The organism is Mesorhizobium sp. WSM4837, assembly GCF_055811435.1.
Window position 1 is genome coordinate 1 of the sequence record NZ_JBVVQE010000019.1, and the last position, 16916, is coordinate 16916.

Here is a 16916-nt window from a genome sequence, read left to right on the forward strand (position 1 = left end):
CGCGCCCCCCCCCACCATATTCCTAAAGCTGTGGCGCGGCCGCGGCGGGCGGGGGGCCGCGTTGATGGGCCCCCCCCCCCGCCTCGCGCGGGGGGCCCCCCCCGGCTCACGTACCGGCTTGAGAGGTGCCTGCGAGTCTGTCATGCGGATCCGGCAATTTTGAGTTTGCATTACGCGCGTCTCAGGCGGCCGGCGCAAGTCCGCTCGCGCTCACTGCGAAGGAACATCCTTGCGATTGTTGGGTGGCGAGTGCCACCACCGCCCGTCCGACGTCGGCCGGCGTCTGCATGTCGAGGATGCCCGCGATGAACTCCATGGGCCGGACGCCCCTATAGGCCGAAATGCTCTCGATGCCGGCGTCGCCCACGCCGGTCCCTGGCATGATGCGCATAGGCGCAAGCGCCATGAAGCGCAGGTCGAGGCCGCGCCGATCCGATTCCTTCTGGCTATGACCGGCCAGGAACATCTGCATGCGTTTTGCGCCGGCATAGCCGCCGGAATTCGGTGGCCCCCCGGTCAGAGCCGCGCCGCTGGAGATCAGAACAACCCGGGCGCCCGGTTTGAGCGGACGCCGAAGCGCGGCCTTGCAAAACAGAAACGACGCCTTGACGTCCGTTTCCCAGTTTGCGGAGAACGCCTCCCAGTTCTGTTCATGTAGGGGCGCGGAGGGGGCAAGAGCACCTGCGCATATCACCAGGACGTCCGGTTCCAGCGCGGCGAAGACCTGATCGGGAGCGATGTCCACAGTTGCATCGACCGCGAACGTCTTCACGCCCGAAGTCTCCCGGGCAAATTCCGCCAGGGTCTGTTCGCTGCGGGCGACTGCGAGGACCGTCGCTCCCTCGCTGAGGGCGGCTTCTACGATCGAGCGGCCGACACCACGGCTTCCTCCAACGACGACGACATTCTGACCTTGTAACAATCTCATGGACCCACCTTGCTATCCGGGCAGCTGGACCATCCAGGCACGCCCATTGATAAGGACAGCGCAGGCGGTCTGAAATCATCGGTGCGGGGTCAAAAATCTTCTCAGGTGATCGGAAGCGCCGGTGCAAGCCTCCTTAATCCGGCCCGAAGCCGGGCGATGTCGGGCTGCCGTCGTCCAGCTTCGACAGCCATTCGACCAGCGTCGCGCGGTAGCGTGTCAGGCCTTTGTAATTGGCGAGCTCTTCGGGAAGGTCGCGGATGACGCGGTGCAGGCGCCGCGCCCATTTCGGCTGGGTCACCAGCTCGTCCATTTTGATGAGATAACAGCGGATCGGGAAGACGATGCCGTTCGAGCGCGGCAGCCGCCAGAAGCTCTGCAATTCGACACGCAGATGGACCTTGTCGTCGACGTTTTCGGGCGTCACCGTCGCCCGGTCCGGACCCCATTTGTGGTAATTTTCCGGGCTGGTGTCGAGGCGCGGATTGATCGTCATCGTCCAGTTCAGCCGCCGCGCCGGCCTGCCTTGCTGGATATTGGTGAGGAATTTCAGCGCCCGGACGAATATGCCCTTCTCATGCGCCAGCGGCACCGGCGCGTGCCACTCGAAGAAGTTCATGCCGATGTCGAAATCGAGCGACCAATCGGCCTGGGTGGTGACCATGCCGGCATCCATCCACAGATTGCCGTCACGCTGGTCGAGGATGCAGAAATCGCCCTGGCTTTGCCGCGTGATGTATTCCATCGGCCCGTAGGGCAGCGTCGACACATCGCCGAAGGTGAAGCTGTCGTCGATGCCGAGCGGCCGGTTGATCCAGCGCCATTTGTCGCCGTCGCGCGTCAGCGTGAAATGCTCGGGATAGCCCAGCGCCTGCTGTTCCATCAGAAGTTCGAGCAGGTCCCAGCCGGCCAGCGTCATGTGCGGCAGTGACTGGCAGCGCAGCGGGTCTTCCGCCAGCACCAGCGCGCGGTCCTGCATCTCGGCGACATAGTGCTCGTCGACGTCGATCAGGTTTTCGAACGCGCTGCCCTTCGGTCCGACGACGTGCGGCTCGATGTTGACCGCATACATGTAGCTGTCCTCGTGGAACGGGAACGGGAACCGCCTGATGTGCTCCGGGCTGTTCCTGAAGGTGAAGTCGTTACGGAACGTTTCGTTACGAAAGGTGATGCCCAGGCTCGCCTCCTATCTTTCCAGAACCAGCGACCTGCCCTCGAAGCGCGAGACGCAGGGCATGATCTTCTTGCCGCAACGGTGCTCTTCCTCGCTCAGCCAGTGGTCGTTGTGGATGAAGTAGCCGTCATGCGCGATGACATTGGTCTCGCACTGGCCGCAGACGCCGCCGCGGCAGAGATAGGGCGGATCGACGCCTGCCGCCTCGATCGCCTCGAGCAGGCTCTGCTGCTCGTCGACGCGGATCGTCTTGCCGCTGACCGCCAGCGTCACCTCGAACGGGGCACCGGGCTGCGGAGCGGCAAAATGCTCGAAATGCACGGTTTCCGCCGGCCAGCCCAGCGCAGCGGCGCGATCGCGCACCCAGCCGATCATGCCCGACGGGCCGCAGACGTAGAGATGCGTGCCGAGCGGCTGCGACGACAGCAGCCGGTCGAGCTCGATGCGCTCGTCGCGATCGTCGTGATAGAGCCTGACCCGGCGATCGTAGCGCTCCTTGAGCACATCGGCATAGGTGCCGAGCGAAGCCGTGCGGCAGGTGTAATGCAGCTCGAAATTGCCGCCATCCGCCGCCAGCTGCGCGGTCTGCGCCATGAACGGCGTGATGCCGATGCCGCCGGCCAGCATCAAATGCTTCCTGGCGCGCAGGTCGAGCGAGAACAGATTGACCGGATAGCTGATCACCATCTCATGGCCGGGCCTGACAGTGCTGTGCATGAACAGCGAGCCGCCGCGGCCGGCATCGTCGCGGCGCACCGAGATGGTGTACTCGCGCGTGTCGAGCGGCGAGCCCATCAGCGAATAGGGATTGAGCCTGGTCCGCTCGCCGTCGCGCATCTCCACCACAACATGGGCGCCGCCGGAGAATGTCGGCAAAAGCTGCCCGTCGCGCCGGCGGAAATGGAAGCGCGTTACCAGTTCGTTGACCGGGACGACATCGCTCACGACGACGTCAAGCTTGGTGGTGCCGGTGCTCATCGAAAGATCTCCTCCGCCGGAGGAATTTCGCTGCGGTCTTCCGCGTTGATGCAGACGCCCTGGAATGCGGCGAGGCGCCTGGAATAGTGATCGCGTACCAGAAGAAGCAGGCCACAATGCGAGCAGGTCGCCGGCTGCGTCGTCACGTTTTCGGTGATGCCCTTGCAATGGACGCATTGGACGCGGCGCGCCAGCGAGCCGCGATGCTCGGTCTGGATCGAGGAGTGGTCGATGCCGGCTTCGAGCGCCGCCTGTATCGCCTGGCCGATCAGCCCCTCGGTGCCGGCGAGATAGAGGCGCAGGCCCATATGCGCGTTGGCCAGCGTCTGCTTGAGCCGCGGCAGGGCGCTGGCGAAGGAAGGTCCCTGGTAGAGCTGAGCCGGATTCAGCGCTTCGAGCGCAGCGACATGCTGGCCCTCGTTGCCGGGGATGAAAATGATATGAGCATCAGCAAAAAAACCGTCGGGCGCCTTGGCGGCCAGCTCTGTTATCGCTAGCGCGCCGTCTGCATCGGCCACGAAAAGATGGTGCTTGCCAGGCTGCGGCGACAGGGTTCCGTAGACCGGCCGGCTGATGATGCTTTTCGCTGCCATCCTCTCAGTATGCCTCAGCCTTTTGCCGTGCGCTTGGTCTTCTTCGGATCGTCGAATGGAAGCGGCTCGGCCGTTGCGCTGATGGCGCCGCTCTGGTTGCGGATCTCGAGCCTGGTGCCTTTGACGGCGCAGTCGACGTCGAGCCGGGCAATGCCCATCGATTTCTGGACCAGCGGCGAATACATGGCGCAGGTCACCACGCCGACCCTGTTGCCGTCGCGATAGACCGGCGCGCCCTCGTCGGCCGGCTCCTTGCCTTCGAGCAGCACGCCGAAGATCTTGAAGCGTTCCTTGCCCTTGAGGCGGTAGTGCTCCTCGGCGCCGCGAAACCCTGTTTTGCCGGGGCTGACGGTAAAATCGAGGCCGAGTTCCCACAGCGTGTCGCCGGGGCCTTCCTTCTCGAACGGATATTTCTGCGAATTGTCGTAGGGGTAGAACAAGAGGTAGCTCTCGACGCGCAGCATATCGAGCGTGGTGAACCGGCACGGGATGATGCCGGCGCTCTTGCCCTCATCGAGGATGGTGTCCCAGATCGTGCCGGCATCCTGGCCACGGCAGAAGACCTCGTAGCCGCGTTCGCCGGTGTAGCCGGTGCGCGAGATCATCACCGGAAAACCGAACAATTGGGTCTGCATGTGGTGGAAATAGTTGAGGTCGCGAATGCCCGGCACATGCTTTGCCAGATAGTCGACGGCTATCGGTCCCTGCAGCGAAAGATCGTGCAGATTGTCGTCAAAGCGCAGCGAGACATCGCGGCCCATTGCGGCGCGCTGCAACTCCTCATGGCCGGTGCCCGAACCATGCACGACCATCCAGGCATTCGGGCCGGTGCGGTAGAGGATGCAGTCGTCGGTGAACTTGCCGGCCTCGTTGAGCATGCAGGCATAAGCCGACTTGCCGGGATATATTCTCTCGACGTCGCGCGTCGTGGCGAGGTCGATCAGGTGCGAGGCATGCGGCCCGGTGATGTGGACCTTTTTCAGGCCCGACACGTCCATCAGCCCGGCCTTGGTGCGGATGGCGATGTACTCCTCGTCGGCGTCCTTGTCGTAGGTCCAGGCGGTGCCCATCCCGCTCCAGTCTTCGAGCTTCGAACCGAGCGCACGATGGCGATCCGCCAAGGTCGAAAATCTCCAAGATGCGGTCATGGACTTGCTTCTCCTCACAAGATTGCCGGCGTCCACCGCTCAAGGGCACTGAGGCCATGCGACGGTCCGCGCCATATTGACTCAAAACTCCAAAAGCGCGCAATACTAAGATGCAAAAAGTTTTACTGAGAGGCAAGGAACGCAACTGAACGGAGGGGACATGCAATGGAAGGGAATCTCAACGCTCTAACGACCATTTTCACGGAGTTCTATTACTGGGTGACCATCGTCATGATGTTCCTGATCCATGTCGGGTTCTGCATGTACGAGGTCGGCGTGTCGCGCCGGCGCAATCATCTGAAAACGCTGATGAAAAACGCGATGGCAATTCCGCTCGTCACGATCACCTTCTATTTTTTTGGCTGGTGGATCTATTTCGGCTTCCCCAACGGGCCGGGCATCGCCGGCGGACTTGTCACCGCACAATTTGCCGAACCATGGAATCCGTTGATGGGCACCCACCTCTCCGGTGTCAATCCGGGCGAGACGGGAGTCACCCCTACCGACGCCGCGCTGTGGCATCGCCTTAACGGCGTGTTCTGGGGCGCCTTTCTGCTGTTTTCCATCACGACGGCGTCGATCATCTCGGGCTCGATCATAGAGCGCGCGCGCTCTGGCGCGTTCTGGATCGTCGCGGTACTGATTGGCTCGGTCCTGTGGATCCTCGACGCCTCCTGGGGCTGGCATCCGCAAGGCTGGATGGTGAAACTCTGGGGTTATCATGATGCGTATGCATCGGGGGTCGTGCACGCTATCGCCGGCGGAGCGGCGCTCGCTTTTCTCATCGTTCTGGGTCCGCGCATCGGCAAGTTCAGGCCCGACGGCACGCCGCGCGACATCCCGCCCCACAATGTCTGGCTGGTCACGATCGGCCTGTTCCTGATCTTCACCGGTTTCTGGGGCTTTTATGCCGCGTGCAACATTCCGCTGATCAGCCCGGCCACGATTGCCGGCCAGATCACCGGCGAGACCTGGACGGCGACGAATATCTATCTCGCGCCGACCACGCTCTCGGCGGTCACCTTCAACTTCCTGATGTCGCTGTCGGGCGGTATGCTGGCCGGCTACATCGTCTCGAAAGGCGACCCGTTCTGGACGTTCTCGATGGGGCTTTGCGGCATCATCTCGGCGTCTGCCGGCAACGACCTCTATCACCCGATCCAGGCGATGCTGATCGGCGCGATCGTCCCGAGCATCTGCTACAAGCTGCACTATTTCGTCGAGCGCCGCTTCAAGATCGATGATGCGGTCGGCGCCGTTGCGGTGCACGGCTATGGCGGCTTTCTCGGCGTCGTGGTGGCGGGCTTCATGCTGTGGGGACAGCCGTCCTCGCCCTATGAGGGCTTCGCGCACATCAACCCGCTCGGCAATTTCGCAGGTGCGGTGTTGATGTTCGTGCTCGGCTTCGTCCCCACCTTCGTGGTCTGCAAGATCCTCAACAGCATGAACCTCCTGCGCGTGCCGAAAAAGGTCGAACTCGAGGGCGTCGACTTTGCCCTCAACCATGCGTTCGAGGCGTCGGTCCGCGAACTGGGAACCGCCGAGAAGGCCATGATCAAATAGTCAACCGACAAGTAGTCAACCGACAGGGAGAACCGCAATGTCGACCAATGGAATGGAAAGCTGGGCCGTGGACCTCAAGGACGTCGGCGCGATCTACCCGTTTCAGGGTTCTGAAGTGGTGATGGTGATCGTCGGCCTCGTCTTCTGGATCGGGTGGCATGTCCTCCAGACGCGCCAGGAGAACGCTGAGATCGAGGCCGATATGGCGGCGGATCGCAGCGGCGAGGAGACCAGAAAGGCGATCGATCGCCATTAGACCGGAATAAGGTCGTCTGGCGCGTCCATTTGCGCCGGACGACTTGTCCAAGATGAAAAAAACTTTCATATGAGTTGAACTCAACCTATGAAGCTGGTAGCACCCGGAATCATACCTCACCGCGGGAGCCTGACATGTGCGGAATCGTCGGATTGTTTTTGAAGGACAAGTCGCTCGAGCCCCAGCTCGGCTCGATGCTTTCGGAGATGCTGATCTCGCTCAGCGATCGCGGTCCCGACAGCGCCGGCATCGCGATCTATGGCACGCCATCCGGCAACGAGGCCAAGATCACCATTCAGTCGGCAAAGCCGGAGCACGATTTCCGCAACCTTGACGCCGAACTCGCCAAGGCGATCGGAGCGCCAGTAAGCATCGCAGCGAAATCGACGCATGCCGTCGTCAGGACCACGCCCGCCAAGATCGAAGAAGCGCGCGAGACCATCCAGGCGCTGCGCCCCGACATCCGCATCATGGGCGCCGGCGACGTCGTCGAAATCTACAAGGAAGTCGGCTTGCCCGAAACGGTGGTCGATCGCTTCAACGTGCGCAGCATGACCGGCACGCACGGCATCGGTCATACCCGCATGGCGACGGAATCGGCGGTAACGACGATGGGCGCGCATCCATTCTCGACCGGCGCCGACCAGTGCCTGGTGCATAATGGCTCGCTTTCCAATCACAACAATGTCCGCCGCGAGCTGATCCGCGAAGGCATGAAATTCGAGACCGAGAACGACACCGAAGTCGCGGCCGCCTATCTCTCCTCGCAGATGGCGCATGGCAAGAATCTCGGCGAGGCGCTGGAAGGCACGCTGAGCGACCTCGACGGCTTCTTCACCTTCGTCGTCGGCACCAAGAACGGCTTCGGCGTGGTGCGCGATCCGATCGCCTGCAAGCCTGCCGTCATGGCCGAGACCGACCAGTATGTCGCCTTCGGCTCGGAATATCGCGCGCTCACCAAACTGCCCGGCATAGACAATGCGAGGGTCTGGGAACCCGAGCCCGCAACCGTCTATTTCTGGGAGCATTGAACTCATGCCGGCAATCAACGTCTCCAAGGCGATCCGCGAGCAAGGCCACGAGCAGAGTCGGGCGTCGACGGTCTTCGACCTCAGCGAAATGCCGCTGCGCGAGCTCAATCAGGCGCTTCACAATTTGACCCCTGGTTCGAACGAGACCGCCTGGGAGGTGCTTCATCCGAAAGGCAGCCATTCGGTCGCCGTCGGCGTCGACCAGCCGATCACCATCAATGTCCGCGGCAGCGTCGGCTATTATTGCGGTGGCATGAACGACGGCAGCGCCATCACGGTGCATGGCTCGGCCGGACCGGGCGTCGGCGAAAACATGATGTCGGGCTCGATAACAGTCAAAGGCGATGCCAGCCAATATGCGGGCGCCACCGGCAGGGGCGGGCTGCTGGTCATCGAGGGTAACGCGTCGTCGCGCTGCGGCATCTCGATGAAGGGCATCGACATCGTCGTCCACCGCAATATCGGCCATATGTCGGCCTTCATGGCGCAGTCCGGTAATCTGGTGGTGCTGGGCGATGCCGGCGATGCGCTTGGCGATTCCATCTATGAGGCGCGGCTGTTCGTGCGCGGCAAGGTCGGCAGCCTCGGCGCCGACTGCATCGCCAAGGAGATGCGGCCCGAGCATCTGGAAATCCTGCAAGGCCTGCTCGACCGCGCCGGGGTGACCGGCGTCAAAGCGGCGGAGTTCACGCGTTACGGCTCGGCGCGCACGCTCTACAATTTCAACATCGACAACGCCGACGCGTATTGAGGCTCAATGACCTATCGCAACCCGCCGACGACGCCGCGCAAATCCGCGACCTTCGACGACTACACGCTTTCCGAGATCCGCCGCGCGGCGGCGACCGGCATCTATGACATCCGCGGCGCCGGCGCCAAGCGCAAGCTGCCGCATTTCGACGACCTGCTTGTCCTCGGCGCCTCGATCTCGCGCTATCCGCTCGAAGGCTATCGCGAGCGCTGCGACACCAGCGTCGTGCTGGGCTCGCGCCATGCGAAAAAGCCGATCGAGCTGAAAATCCCGATCACCATCGCCGGCATGAGTTTTGGCTCGCTGTCCGGCCCGGCGAAGGAAGCACTCGGCCGCGGCGCGACGCTGTCCGGCACCTCGACGACCACTGGCGACGGCGGCATGACCGAGGAAGAGCGCGGCCATTCCAAGACGCTGGTCTACCAATACCTGCCGTCGCGCTACGGCATGAACCCGCGCGACTTGCGCCGGGCGGATGCGATCGAGATCGTCGTCGGCCAGGGCGCCAAGCCCGGTGGCGGCGGCATGCTGCTTGGCCAGAAGATCTCCGACCGTGTCGCCGACATGCGCACGCTGCCCAAGGGTATCGACCAGCGCTCAGCCTCACGCCATCCCGACTGGACCGGGCCTGACGATCTCGAAATCAAGATCCTGGAACTGCGTGAAATCACCGACTGGGAAAAGCCGATCTACGTCAAGGTCGGCGGCGCGCGGCCCTATTACGACACAGCCCTTGCGGTGAAATCAGGCGCCGATGTCGTCGTGATCGACGGCATGCAGGGCGGCACCGCCGCAACCCAGGAAGTGTTCATCGAGAATGTCGGCCAGCCGACGCTTGCCTGCATCAGGCCGGCGGTGCAGGCGCTGCAGGATCTCGGCATGCACCGCAAGGTGCAGCTGATCATCTCGGGCGGCATCCGCAACGGCGCCGATGTCGCCAAGGCGCTGGCGCTCGGCGTCGACGCGGTGTCGATCGGCACCGCCGCACTTGTCGCGCTCGGCGACAACGATCCGTGCTGGGAAGCGGACTACAACGAGCTCGGCACCACCGCCGGCGCCTATGACGATTGGCACGAGGGCCGCGATCCGGCCGGCATCACCACGCAGGACCCCGAGCTGATGAAACGGCTCGATCCGATAGCGGCAGGAAGACGGCTGGCGAATTACCTCAAGGTGATGACGCTGGAGGCGCAGACGATCGCCCGCGCCTGCGGCAAGAACAGCCTGCACAATCTCGAGCCCGAGGATCTCGTCGCGCTGACGATCGAAGCCGCCGCCATGGCCGGCGTGCCGCTGGCCGGGACCAACTGGATACCGGGGAAGAACGGCTTCTGATACCAAACTACCAAATACCAATAAGCGAGGAACTATAATGGGGAACGATCTCGCCGCCTTCGCCAAAGGGAACGGCGTCAAATATTTCATGATCTCCTACACCGACCTGTTCGGTGGGCAGCGCGCCAAGCTGGTGCCGGCGCAAGCCATCGCCGACATGCAGAAGGACGGCGCCGGCTTTGCCGGCTTTGCCACCTGGCTCGACCTGACGCCGGCGCATCCAGACATGCTGGCGGTGCCTGATCCGGATTCGGTCATCCAGCTGCCGTGGAAGCCGGAAGTCGCCTGGATTGCCGCCAATTGCATGATGGACGAAAAAACGGTCGCCCAGGCGCCGCGCAACACGCTGAAGCGGCTGATTGACGAGGCGGCGGGCGACGGCATGCATGTCAAGACCGGCGTCGAGGCCGAATTCTTCCTGATCTCGCCGGACGGCAAGACGATTTCCGACGAATACGACACGGCGTCAAAGCCCTGCTACGACCAGCAGGCGGTGATGCGGCGCTATGATGTCATCGCCGAGATCTGCGACCACATGCTGGCGCTCGGCTGGGGCGCCTACCAGAACGACCATGAGGACGCCAACGGCCAGTTCGAGATGAACTGGGCCTTCGACGATGCGCTGGCGACCGCCGACAAGCATTCCTTCTTCAAGTTCATGGTGAGGTCCGTTGCGGAAAAGCACGGCCTGCGCGCCACCTTCATGCCAAAACCATTCCCCGGCCTGACCGGCAATGGCTGCCATGCCCATATCTCGGTGTGGGACAAGGACGGCAAGACCAATGTCTTTGCCGACAACGCCATGGAGCTCGGCCTGTCGGCGAAGGGCAGGAATTTTCTCGGCGGCATCATGAAGCATGCCTCGGCACTTGCCGCGATCACCAACCCGACGGTCAATTCCTACAAGCGCATCAATGCGCCGCGTACCATTTCGGGCGCCACCTGGGCGCCGAACTCGGTGACCTGGACCGGCAACAACCGCACCCATATGGTGCGCGTGCCCGGCCCCGGACGCTTCGAGCTGCGCCTGCCCGACGGCGCGGCAAACCCTTATCTGCTGCAGGCGGTCATCATCGCCGCCGGCCTCGACGGCATCCGCTCGAAGGCCGATCCCGGCAAGCGCTACGACATCGACATGTACCAGTTCGGGCATACGGTGGAGGGCGCGCCGAAGCTGCCGCTCAACCTGCTCGATGCATTGCGCGAGTTCGACAACGACAAATCGCTCAAGGCGGCGCTGGGTGAGGAATTCTCGTCGGCTTATCTAAAGCTGAAGCATCAGGAATGGAATTCCTATGCTTCCCACTTCACCCAGTGGGAGCGCGACCACACGCTGGATATCTAGAGCATCGGACCGAAAAGTGTGAAGCGGTTTTCGGACGTTTCCGATGCGTCAAGAATGGTCCTGCGCGGTGCGAGCGATCTCGGAATAGAGTCATGAAATACTCGATCTTCTCCCTCGCCCGCGCCGCATTTTCCGGCCACAAGAATTGGCAGCGCACCTGGCGCGACGCCAGCCCGAAGGACCGCTACGACGTGGTGATCATCGGCGGCGGCGGCCACGGCCTGGCGACGGCATGGTTCCTCGCCAGCGAACACGGCATCAGGAATGTCGCCGTGCTCGAAAAGGGCTGGATCGGCTCCGGCAATGCCGGCCGCAACACCACCATCATCCGCTCCAATTACGGGCTGCCCGGCAATACCGGCTTCTACGAGCTGTCGATGAAGCTGTGGGAGCGGATGGAGCGGGACCTCAACTACAACACGATGGTCAGCCAGCGCGGCGTCATCAACCTCTATCATTCCGACGCGCAGCGCGACGCCTATGCGCGGCGCGGCAACACGATGCGCATCAACGGCATCGATGCCGAGCTCCTCGATCTTGCCGCGGTCAAGAAGATGATGCCGTTCCTGAACTTCGACAATGCCCGCTTTCCCGTGCAAGGCGGCCTGCTGCAGCGGCGCGGTGGCACGGCGCGCCACGACGCCGTGGTCTGGGGCTACGCCCATGCGGCGAGTGCGCTCGGTGTCGATATCATCCAGAACTGCGAGGTGACAGGTTTTTCGCGCGACGCCAACGGCAAGGTGACCGGCGTCGAGACGACGCGCGGTACAATCGGCGCCGGCAAGGTCGGCATGGCCGTTGCCGGCAGTTCGTCGCGCGTCGCGGCGATGGCTGGCCTGCGGCTGCCGATCGAGAGCCATGTGCTGCAGGCCTTCGTTTCCGAGGCGATCAAGCCGCTGATCCCCAATGTCATGACCTTCGGCGCCGGCCATTTCTATGTCAGCCAGTCGGACAAGGGCGGGCTGGTCTTCGGCGGCGATATAGACGGCTACAATTCCTATGCGCAGCGCGGCAACATGCCTGTGATGGAAGACGTCTGCGAGGGCGGCATGGCGCTGATGCCGATGATCGGTCGCGTGCGCCTCTTGCGCCAATGGGGCGGCATCATGGACATGTCAATGGACGGCTCGCCGATCATCGACAAGACGCCGGTGGACGGGCTCTATCTCAATGCCGGCTGGTGCTATGGCGGCTTCAAGGCGACGCCCGGCTCCGGCCTTGTCTTTGCTCATCTTCTGGCCCGCGACGAACTGCACAAGGAGGCGGCGCGCTTCCGCCTCGACCGGTTCCGGCGGGGTGCGATGATCGACGAAAAGGGCGTCGGCGCCCAACCGAACCTGCACTGAGGACGGTCCGAAAAGCATGCGTATTGTCTGTCCCTTCTGCGGCGAACGCGAACTCGGCGAGTTCACCTGTCTCGGCGACGCCAAGCCGCTGCGGCCGGCTGCCGGCGCCTCGGAAGACGAGGTCTTCGACTATGTCTATTTACGCGACAACATTGCCGGCGAGACCAGCGAACATTGGTACCATGGCGGCGGCTGCCGGGCCTGGCTGAAGATCACCCGCAACACGCTGACGCACGAGATCTCCTCGGTCGAGCCGGCGGCGGGCGTGCGTGCAAGGCAGGTGGCAAAATGAGTATTCTTAGCCAGCTCAGCGCTGCCGCGAAGAACGCGAGGCCCCTACCTCCCCCTTGTGGGGAGGTCGGACCGCAGGTCCGGGTGGGGGTCGGCGCCGCGGGGGCCCCCCCCCCCCCCCGCGCCCGGCGCCCCCCCCCCCCGGGGGGGGGGGGGGGGGGGGGGGGGGGGGGGGGGGGGCGGGGCCGCGGGGGGGGGGGGGGGGGGGCGGGCGGGGGGGGGGGGGGGGGGGGGGCGGCGCCGCACCCCCACCCCGCTGCTTCGCAGCGACCCTCCCCACAAGGGGGAGGGTTAGGGGCAGCGCGACGCTCCTGCATGAAGGCCGGCAACCGTGATCACCAGCCAGCCCCATCGTCTCACATCGGGCGGTCTCATCGACCGCTCGGCGCCGCTGAACTTTCGCTTCGACAGCAAAACCTTTGCCGGCTTCCAGGGCGACACGCTTGCCTCGGCGCTGATCGCCAATGGCGTCAAGCTGGTCGGCCGCTCGTTCAAATACCACCGGCCGCGCGGCATCCTGACCGCGGGCTCGGAAGAACCCAACGCACTGGTCGAGCTGCGCACCGGAGCCCGGCGCGAGCCCAACACCAAGGCGACCACCGCCGAACTTTATGACGGTCTGGAAGCCGCCAGCCAGAACCGCTGGCCGTCGCTGCGCCACGATCTGATGGCGGTCAACCAGCTGTTCTCACCGATCTTCGTCGCCGGCTTCTACTACAAGACCTTCATGTGGCCGGCAAAATTCTGGGAAGCGGTCTACGAGCCGGCGATCCGCCGCGCCGCGGGTCTCGGCTGCGCCGCGGGTGTTGCCGATCCTGATCATTACGACAAGACGTGGGCGCATTGCGACGTGCTGATCGCCGGTTCCGGCCCAGCCGGGCTGGCGGCAGCACTTGCCACCGGCCGATCTGGTGCCCGCGTCATCCTGTGCGAGGAAGATTTTGCGCTTGGCGGCCGCCTGCTTGCCGACGGCGGCACGATCGACGGGGTGCCCGCAGCCAAATGGATTTCGCGCACGCTGGCCGAGCTCGCCTCGCTGCCGGACGTCCGCATCATGACCCGCACGACGCTGTTCGGCGTCTATGATGGCGGCACCTATGGCGCGATCGAGCGGGTCAACGACCACCTGCCCTCCCCGCCAGAGCATCAGGTGCGCCAGCGGCTGTGGCGGATCGTGGCAAAGCGCTCGATTGTTGCCGCCGGCGCCATCGAACGGCCGATCGTTTTTGCCGGCAACGACACGCCCGGCGTGATGATGGCTTCGGCGATGCGGACCTATATCGCGCGCTATGCGGCAACCCCGGCGAAGAGGATTGCGCTGTTCACCAACAATGAGGATGGCTGGCGCACGGTCGAGGCGGCACTCGACGCCGGATTGCAGATCGCTGCCGTTGTCGATGCGCGTCCGGACGTATCGGCCGCGCATCGCGCGCTTGCCGCCAAGGCCGGCTTTGCCGTTTTGAACGGTTTCGTCAGCGGGGTGGACGGCGGCAAGGACGGTGTCAGGAAAATCTCGGTGGCGCTCGCCGGCGGCGCACGCGCCGAGGTCGAAGCCGACGGGCTTGCCGTTTCCGGCGGCTGGAACCCGGCGGTCGGGCTGACTTCCTACCATCGCGGCCGGCCGAAATGGCGGGACGACATATCCGCCTTCGTGCCGGACGGCGCGCCTCCCGGCATGGTGGCCGCCGGTGCCGCCAACGGCGCTTTTGGGCTCGGCGCCTGCCTGCGCCAGGGATTCGCCGCCGGTGCGGCGGCAGCGCAGAGTGCCGGACACAGCGGCAATGCCGGCGCTCCGCCAGTCGCCGAAGACGAAGCTTTTTCGCTGACCCCGCTCTGGCATGTTGCCGGCAGAGGCAAAGCCTTTGTCGACTACCAGCATGACGTCACCGCTGCGGACATCGAACTGGCGCAGCGCGAAGGCTTTGAGTCGGTCGAGCACCTCAAGCGCTATACGACGCTCGGCATGGCGACCGACCAGGGCAAGACCTCGAATGTCGCCGGCCTCGCGATCATGGCGGCGCTGTCAGGAAAATCCCTTCCCGAGACCGGCACGACGATCTACCGTCCGCCCTATGTGCCGGTCGCCATCGGCGCGTTTGCCGGCCATCATCGCGACGAAAACTTCCATGCGACAAGGCTGACGCCGTCGCATCACTGGGCAGCCGAACAGGGCGCGGTGTTCGTCGACACCGGCTTGTGGAAGCGCGCGCAATGGTATCCGCGCGCCGGCGAGAAGGACTGGCTGGAAACGGTCACCCGCGAGGTCAAGGCGGTGCGCGGCGGTGTCGGTTTTTGCGACGTCTCGACGCTCGGCAAAATCGACGTGCACGGACCGGATGCCGGCGCCTTCCTCGACCGCGTCTACATCAACACTTTCTCCAACCTTGCTGTGGGAAAAGCCCGCTACGGGCTGATGCTGCGCGAGGACGGCATGGTCTACGACGACGGCACCACGTCGCGGTTGGCCGAGGACCACTATTTCCTGACCACCACGACCGCCAAGGCCGGGCCGGTGATGCAGCATCTCGAATTCTGCCGGCAGGTGCTGTTTCCTCAATTCGACGTGCAACTTACGTCAGTCTCCGACCAGTGGGCGCAATTCTCGATCGCCGGGCCGAGCGCACGGGAGTTGCTGAAACAGATCGTTGATGATTCAGAGGACCTTTCGAACGAGGGCTTTCCATTCATGGGCGCGCGGGAGGTATCCCTTCGCGGCGGCATCGGGGCGCGGCTGTTCCGCATTTCGTTCTCCGGCGAGATGGCGTTCGAGATCTCCGTTCCGACCCGCTACGGCGACGCGCTGGTGCGCAACCTGATGATAGCCGGCAAACAATTCGGCGCCACACCCTATGGCACCGAGGCGCTTGGCGTCATGCGCATCGAAAAGGGCCATGTCGCCGGGCCCGAGCTGAACGGCACGACGACCGCGGCCGATCTCGGCTTGGGCAAGATGATGTCGACCAAAAAGGATTTTATCGGCCGCGTCATGGCCGGACGCGAGGCGCTGGTCGCACCGGACCGGCAGGTCGTGGTCGGCATCAAGCCGACGGACAGAGCGCGCCGCCTGCGCTCCGGCGCGCATATCATTCCGAAGGCCGAGGTACCGGGTTCCGCCAACGACCAGGGCTATGTCACCTCGGTCTGTTTCTCGCCGACGCTTGACCAGTGGATCGGGCTGGCGCTTGTCGAGCGCGGCCGCGAGCGCATCGGCGAGATCGTCCATGCGCATGACCCGCTGCGCGGTGAAGACTATGATGTCGAGCTGTGCAATCCCGTCTTCTACGATCCGGATGGAGGGCGCCAGCGTGGCTGAGTTTTCGTGGCTTTCTCGCAGTCCGCTGGAGCACGCACTTGTCGTGGGCGCCCATGGCGCGCGCGACGTCGCGTCGGGCATTTCCCTCAGTGAAGTTCGCAATTTCGACCTGATCCAGGTGATGGCGCGGCGCGGCAAAGGGGCGGAACTGGCAAACGCCGCCAAAGCCCGCTTCGGCATGGCGGCTCCGGACGCGCCCAAGGCGGTGCAAGCTGCGGACGCTGCGCTCATCTGGTCGGGACCGGACCAGTTCCTCGTCCTGTCCAAAGGCGGCAAGCACGTGATGGACATTTTGAGACAGGCGTTCTCGCAATCCGCCTCGCTGTCGGACCAATCGCATGCGCGCGCCCTGATCAGCGTCTCGGGAGCCAAGGCGCGCGCCATGCTGGCGAAATTGTCATCGATCGATCTGCACCCGACGGCGTTTCCGATCGACGCCGCTGCCACCACATCGATCGACCACACCGGCGTCAATCTCTGGCGTGGCAATGATCGGCCGGACGGGCAGCCGGTGTTCAATCTTCTGGTGTTTGCAAGTTTCGCCGAAAGCCTGTGGCACACGATGCTCGACGCAGCCGCCGAGTATGGCGTCGACATCGGGTATTCCGAGGAGTTGGGGTAGCGGTTGCCTCTTCCCTTCTCCCCTTGTGGGAGAAGGTGGATTGGCGCGCAGCGCCAAGACGGTTGAGGGGTGTTGGACGGAGTGCGGCCGATGCCAAGCTGGAGCACCCCTCATCCGACCGAGCTTCGCTCGGCCACCTTCTCCCACAAGGGGAGAAGGGGGAGCCCCACCACCTTCGCCTTGCCAAACCGACACGCACTGCTATTCTTGCTGATAAAATAATTTTACGGACAGGCAAACTTGTT

At 63.9% G+C, this 16916-nt stretch carries 16 protein-coding genes; 10 read left to right on the forward strand and 6 right to left on the reverse strand.

All coding sequences use genetic code 11. The features are described from left to right. Nucleotides 1-181 precede the first annotated feature (181 nt). The 5 genes from AC0L3D_RS13420 to AC0L3D_RS13440 all read right to left on the reverse strand — a co-directional run bounded on the left by AC0L3D_RS13420 (nucleotide 182) and on the right by AC0L3D_RS13440 (nucleotide 4818). Nucleotides 182-928 carry an SDR family oxidoreductase gene (locus AC0L3D_RS13420; RefSeq protein ID WP_128167759.1) on the reverse strand — a complete coding sequence of 249 codons (747 nt, stop codon included), beginning with the start codon at nucleotides 926-928 and terminating at the stop codon, nucleotides 182-184. A 133-nt stretch (nucleotides 929-1061) separates the two neighbouring features. Next, nucleotides 1062-2102, reverse strand: a complete 1041-nt coding sequence (locus tag AC0L3D_RS13425) for a heme-dependent oxidative N-demethylase family protein (RefSeq protein ID WP_473644688.1) — start codon at nucleotides 2100-2102, stop codon at nucleotides 1062-1064. A 9-nt stretch (nucleotides 2103-2111) separates the two neighbouring features. Further along, on the reverse strand, nucleotides 2112-3077 hold the full coding sequence (locus AC0L3D_RS13430; RefSeq protein WP_473644624.1) for a PDR/VanB family oxidoreductase: 966 nt from the start codon (nucleotides 3075-3077) through the stop codon (nucleotides 2112-2114). Beyond that, nucleotides 3074-3670, reverse strand: coding sequence for a dimethylamine monooxygenase subunit DmmA family protein (locus tag AC0L3D_RS13435; RefSeq protein ID WP_473644626.1), 597 nt, complete (start codon nucleotides 3668-3670; stop codon nucleotides 3074-3076). The genes AC0L3D_RS13430 and AC0L3D_RS13435 overlap by 4 nt, the downstream gene beginning before the upstream one ends. Before the next feature lie 14 nt (nucleotides 3671-3684). Further along, the gene (locus AC0L3D_RS13440; protein ID WP_473644628.1) at nucleotides 3685-4818 is read right to left on the reverse strand and encodes an aminomethyl transferase family protein; all 1134 of its coding nucleotides are present in this window, start codon (nucleotides 4816-4818) and stop codon (nucleotides 3685-3687) included. 165 nt (nucleotides 4819-4983) lie between these two features. On the opposite strand from AC0L3D_RS13440, the gene AC0L3D_RS13445 reads away from it, so the two are divergent. The 8 genes from AC0L3D_RS13445 (at nucleotide 4984) to AC0L3D_RS13480 (ending at nucleotide 12737) form a co-directional block, all read left to right on the forward strand. Continuing rightward, complete coding sequence (locus tag AC0L3D_RS13445; protein WP_287182909.1) at nucleotides 4984-6381, forward strand: ammonium transporter; 1398 nt, start codon at nucleotides 4984-4986, stop codon at nucleotides 6379-6381. 37 nt (nucleotides 6382-6418) lie between these two features. After that, nucleotides 6419-6637: a hypothetical protein gene (locus AC0L3D_RS13450; RefSeq protein ID WP_128245540.1), complete on the forward strand. Its 219-nt coding sequence runs from the start codon at nucleotides 6419-6421 to the stop codon at nucleotides 6635-6637. 134 nt (nucleotides 6638-6771) lie between these two features. Continuing rightward, a complete protein-coding gene (locus tag AC0L3D_RS13455) occupies nucleotides 6772-7668 on the forward strand; it encodes a class II glutamine amidotransferase (protein ID WP_287182912.1) in 897 nt (298 codons plus the stop codon). Nucleotides 7669-7672: 4 nt separating this feature from the next. Next, entirely contained in the window at nucleotides 7673-8419 is a 747-nt protein-coding gene (locus tag AC0L3D_RS13460; protein ID WP_473644631.1) for a protein GlxC, read from the forward strand. Nucleotides 8420-8425: 6 nt separating this feature from the next. Then, nucleotides 8426-9754, forward strand: coding sequence for an FMN-binding glutamate synthase family protein (locus AC0L3D_RS13465; protein WP_473644632.1), 1329 nt, complete (start codon nucleotides 8426-8428; stop codon nucleotides 9752-9754). Between the two features lie 37 nt (nucleotides 9755-9791). Next, nucleotides 9792-11099, forward strand: coding sequence for a type III glutamate--ammonia ligase (glnT, locus tag AC0L3D_RS13470; protein ID WP_023799483.1), 1308 nt, complete (start codon nucleotides 9792-9794; stop codon nucleotides 11097-11099). Between the two features lie 92 nt (nucleotides 11100-11191). Next, nucleotides 11192-12445, forward strand: a complete 1254-nt coding sequence (locus AC0L3D_RS13475) for a sarcosine oxidase subunit beta family protein (RefSeq protein WP_287341445.1) — start codon at nucleotides 11192-11194, stop codon at nucleotides 12443-12445. Between the two features lie 16 nt (nucleotides 12446-12461). After that, nucleotides 12462-12737 carry a sarcosine oxidase subunit delta gene (locus AC0L3D_RS13480; RefSeq protein WP_473644635.1) on the forward strand — a complete coding sequence of 92 codons (276 nt, stop codon included), beginning with the start codon at nucleotides 12462-12464 and terminating at the stop codon, nucleotides 12735-12737. A gap of 44 nt (nucleotides 12738-12781) precedes the next feature. On the opposite strand, the gene AC0L3D_RS13485 is transcribed toward AC0L3D_RS13480, so the two are convergent. Next, complete coding sequence (locus AC0L3D_RS13485) at nucleotides 12782-12988, reverse strand: hypothetical protein (RefSeq protein ID WP_473644637.1); 207 nt, start codon at nucleotides 12986-12988, stop codon at nucleotides 12782-12784. Between the two features lie 82 nt (nucleotides 12989-13070). On the opposite strand from AC0L3D_RS13485, the gene AC0L3D_RS13490 reads away from it, so the two are divergent. Further along, a complete protein-coding gene (locus tag AC0L3D_RS13490) occupies nucleotides 13071-16049 on the forward strand; it encodes a sarcosine oxidase subunit alpha (RefSeq protein ID WP_473644690.1) in 2979 nt (992 codons plus the stop codon). After that, complete coding sequence (locus AC0L3D_RS13495) at nucleotides 16042-16671, forward strand: sarcosine oxidase subunit gamma (protein WP_128167458.1); 630 nt, start codon at nucleotides 16042-16044, stop codon at nucleotides 16669-16671. Before AC0L3D_RS13490 ends, AC0L3D_RS13495 begins: the two co-directional genes overlap by 8 nt. Nucleotides 16672-16916: the final 245 nt, after the last annotated feature.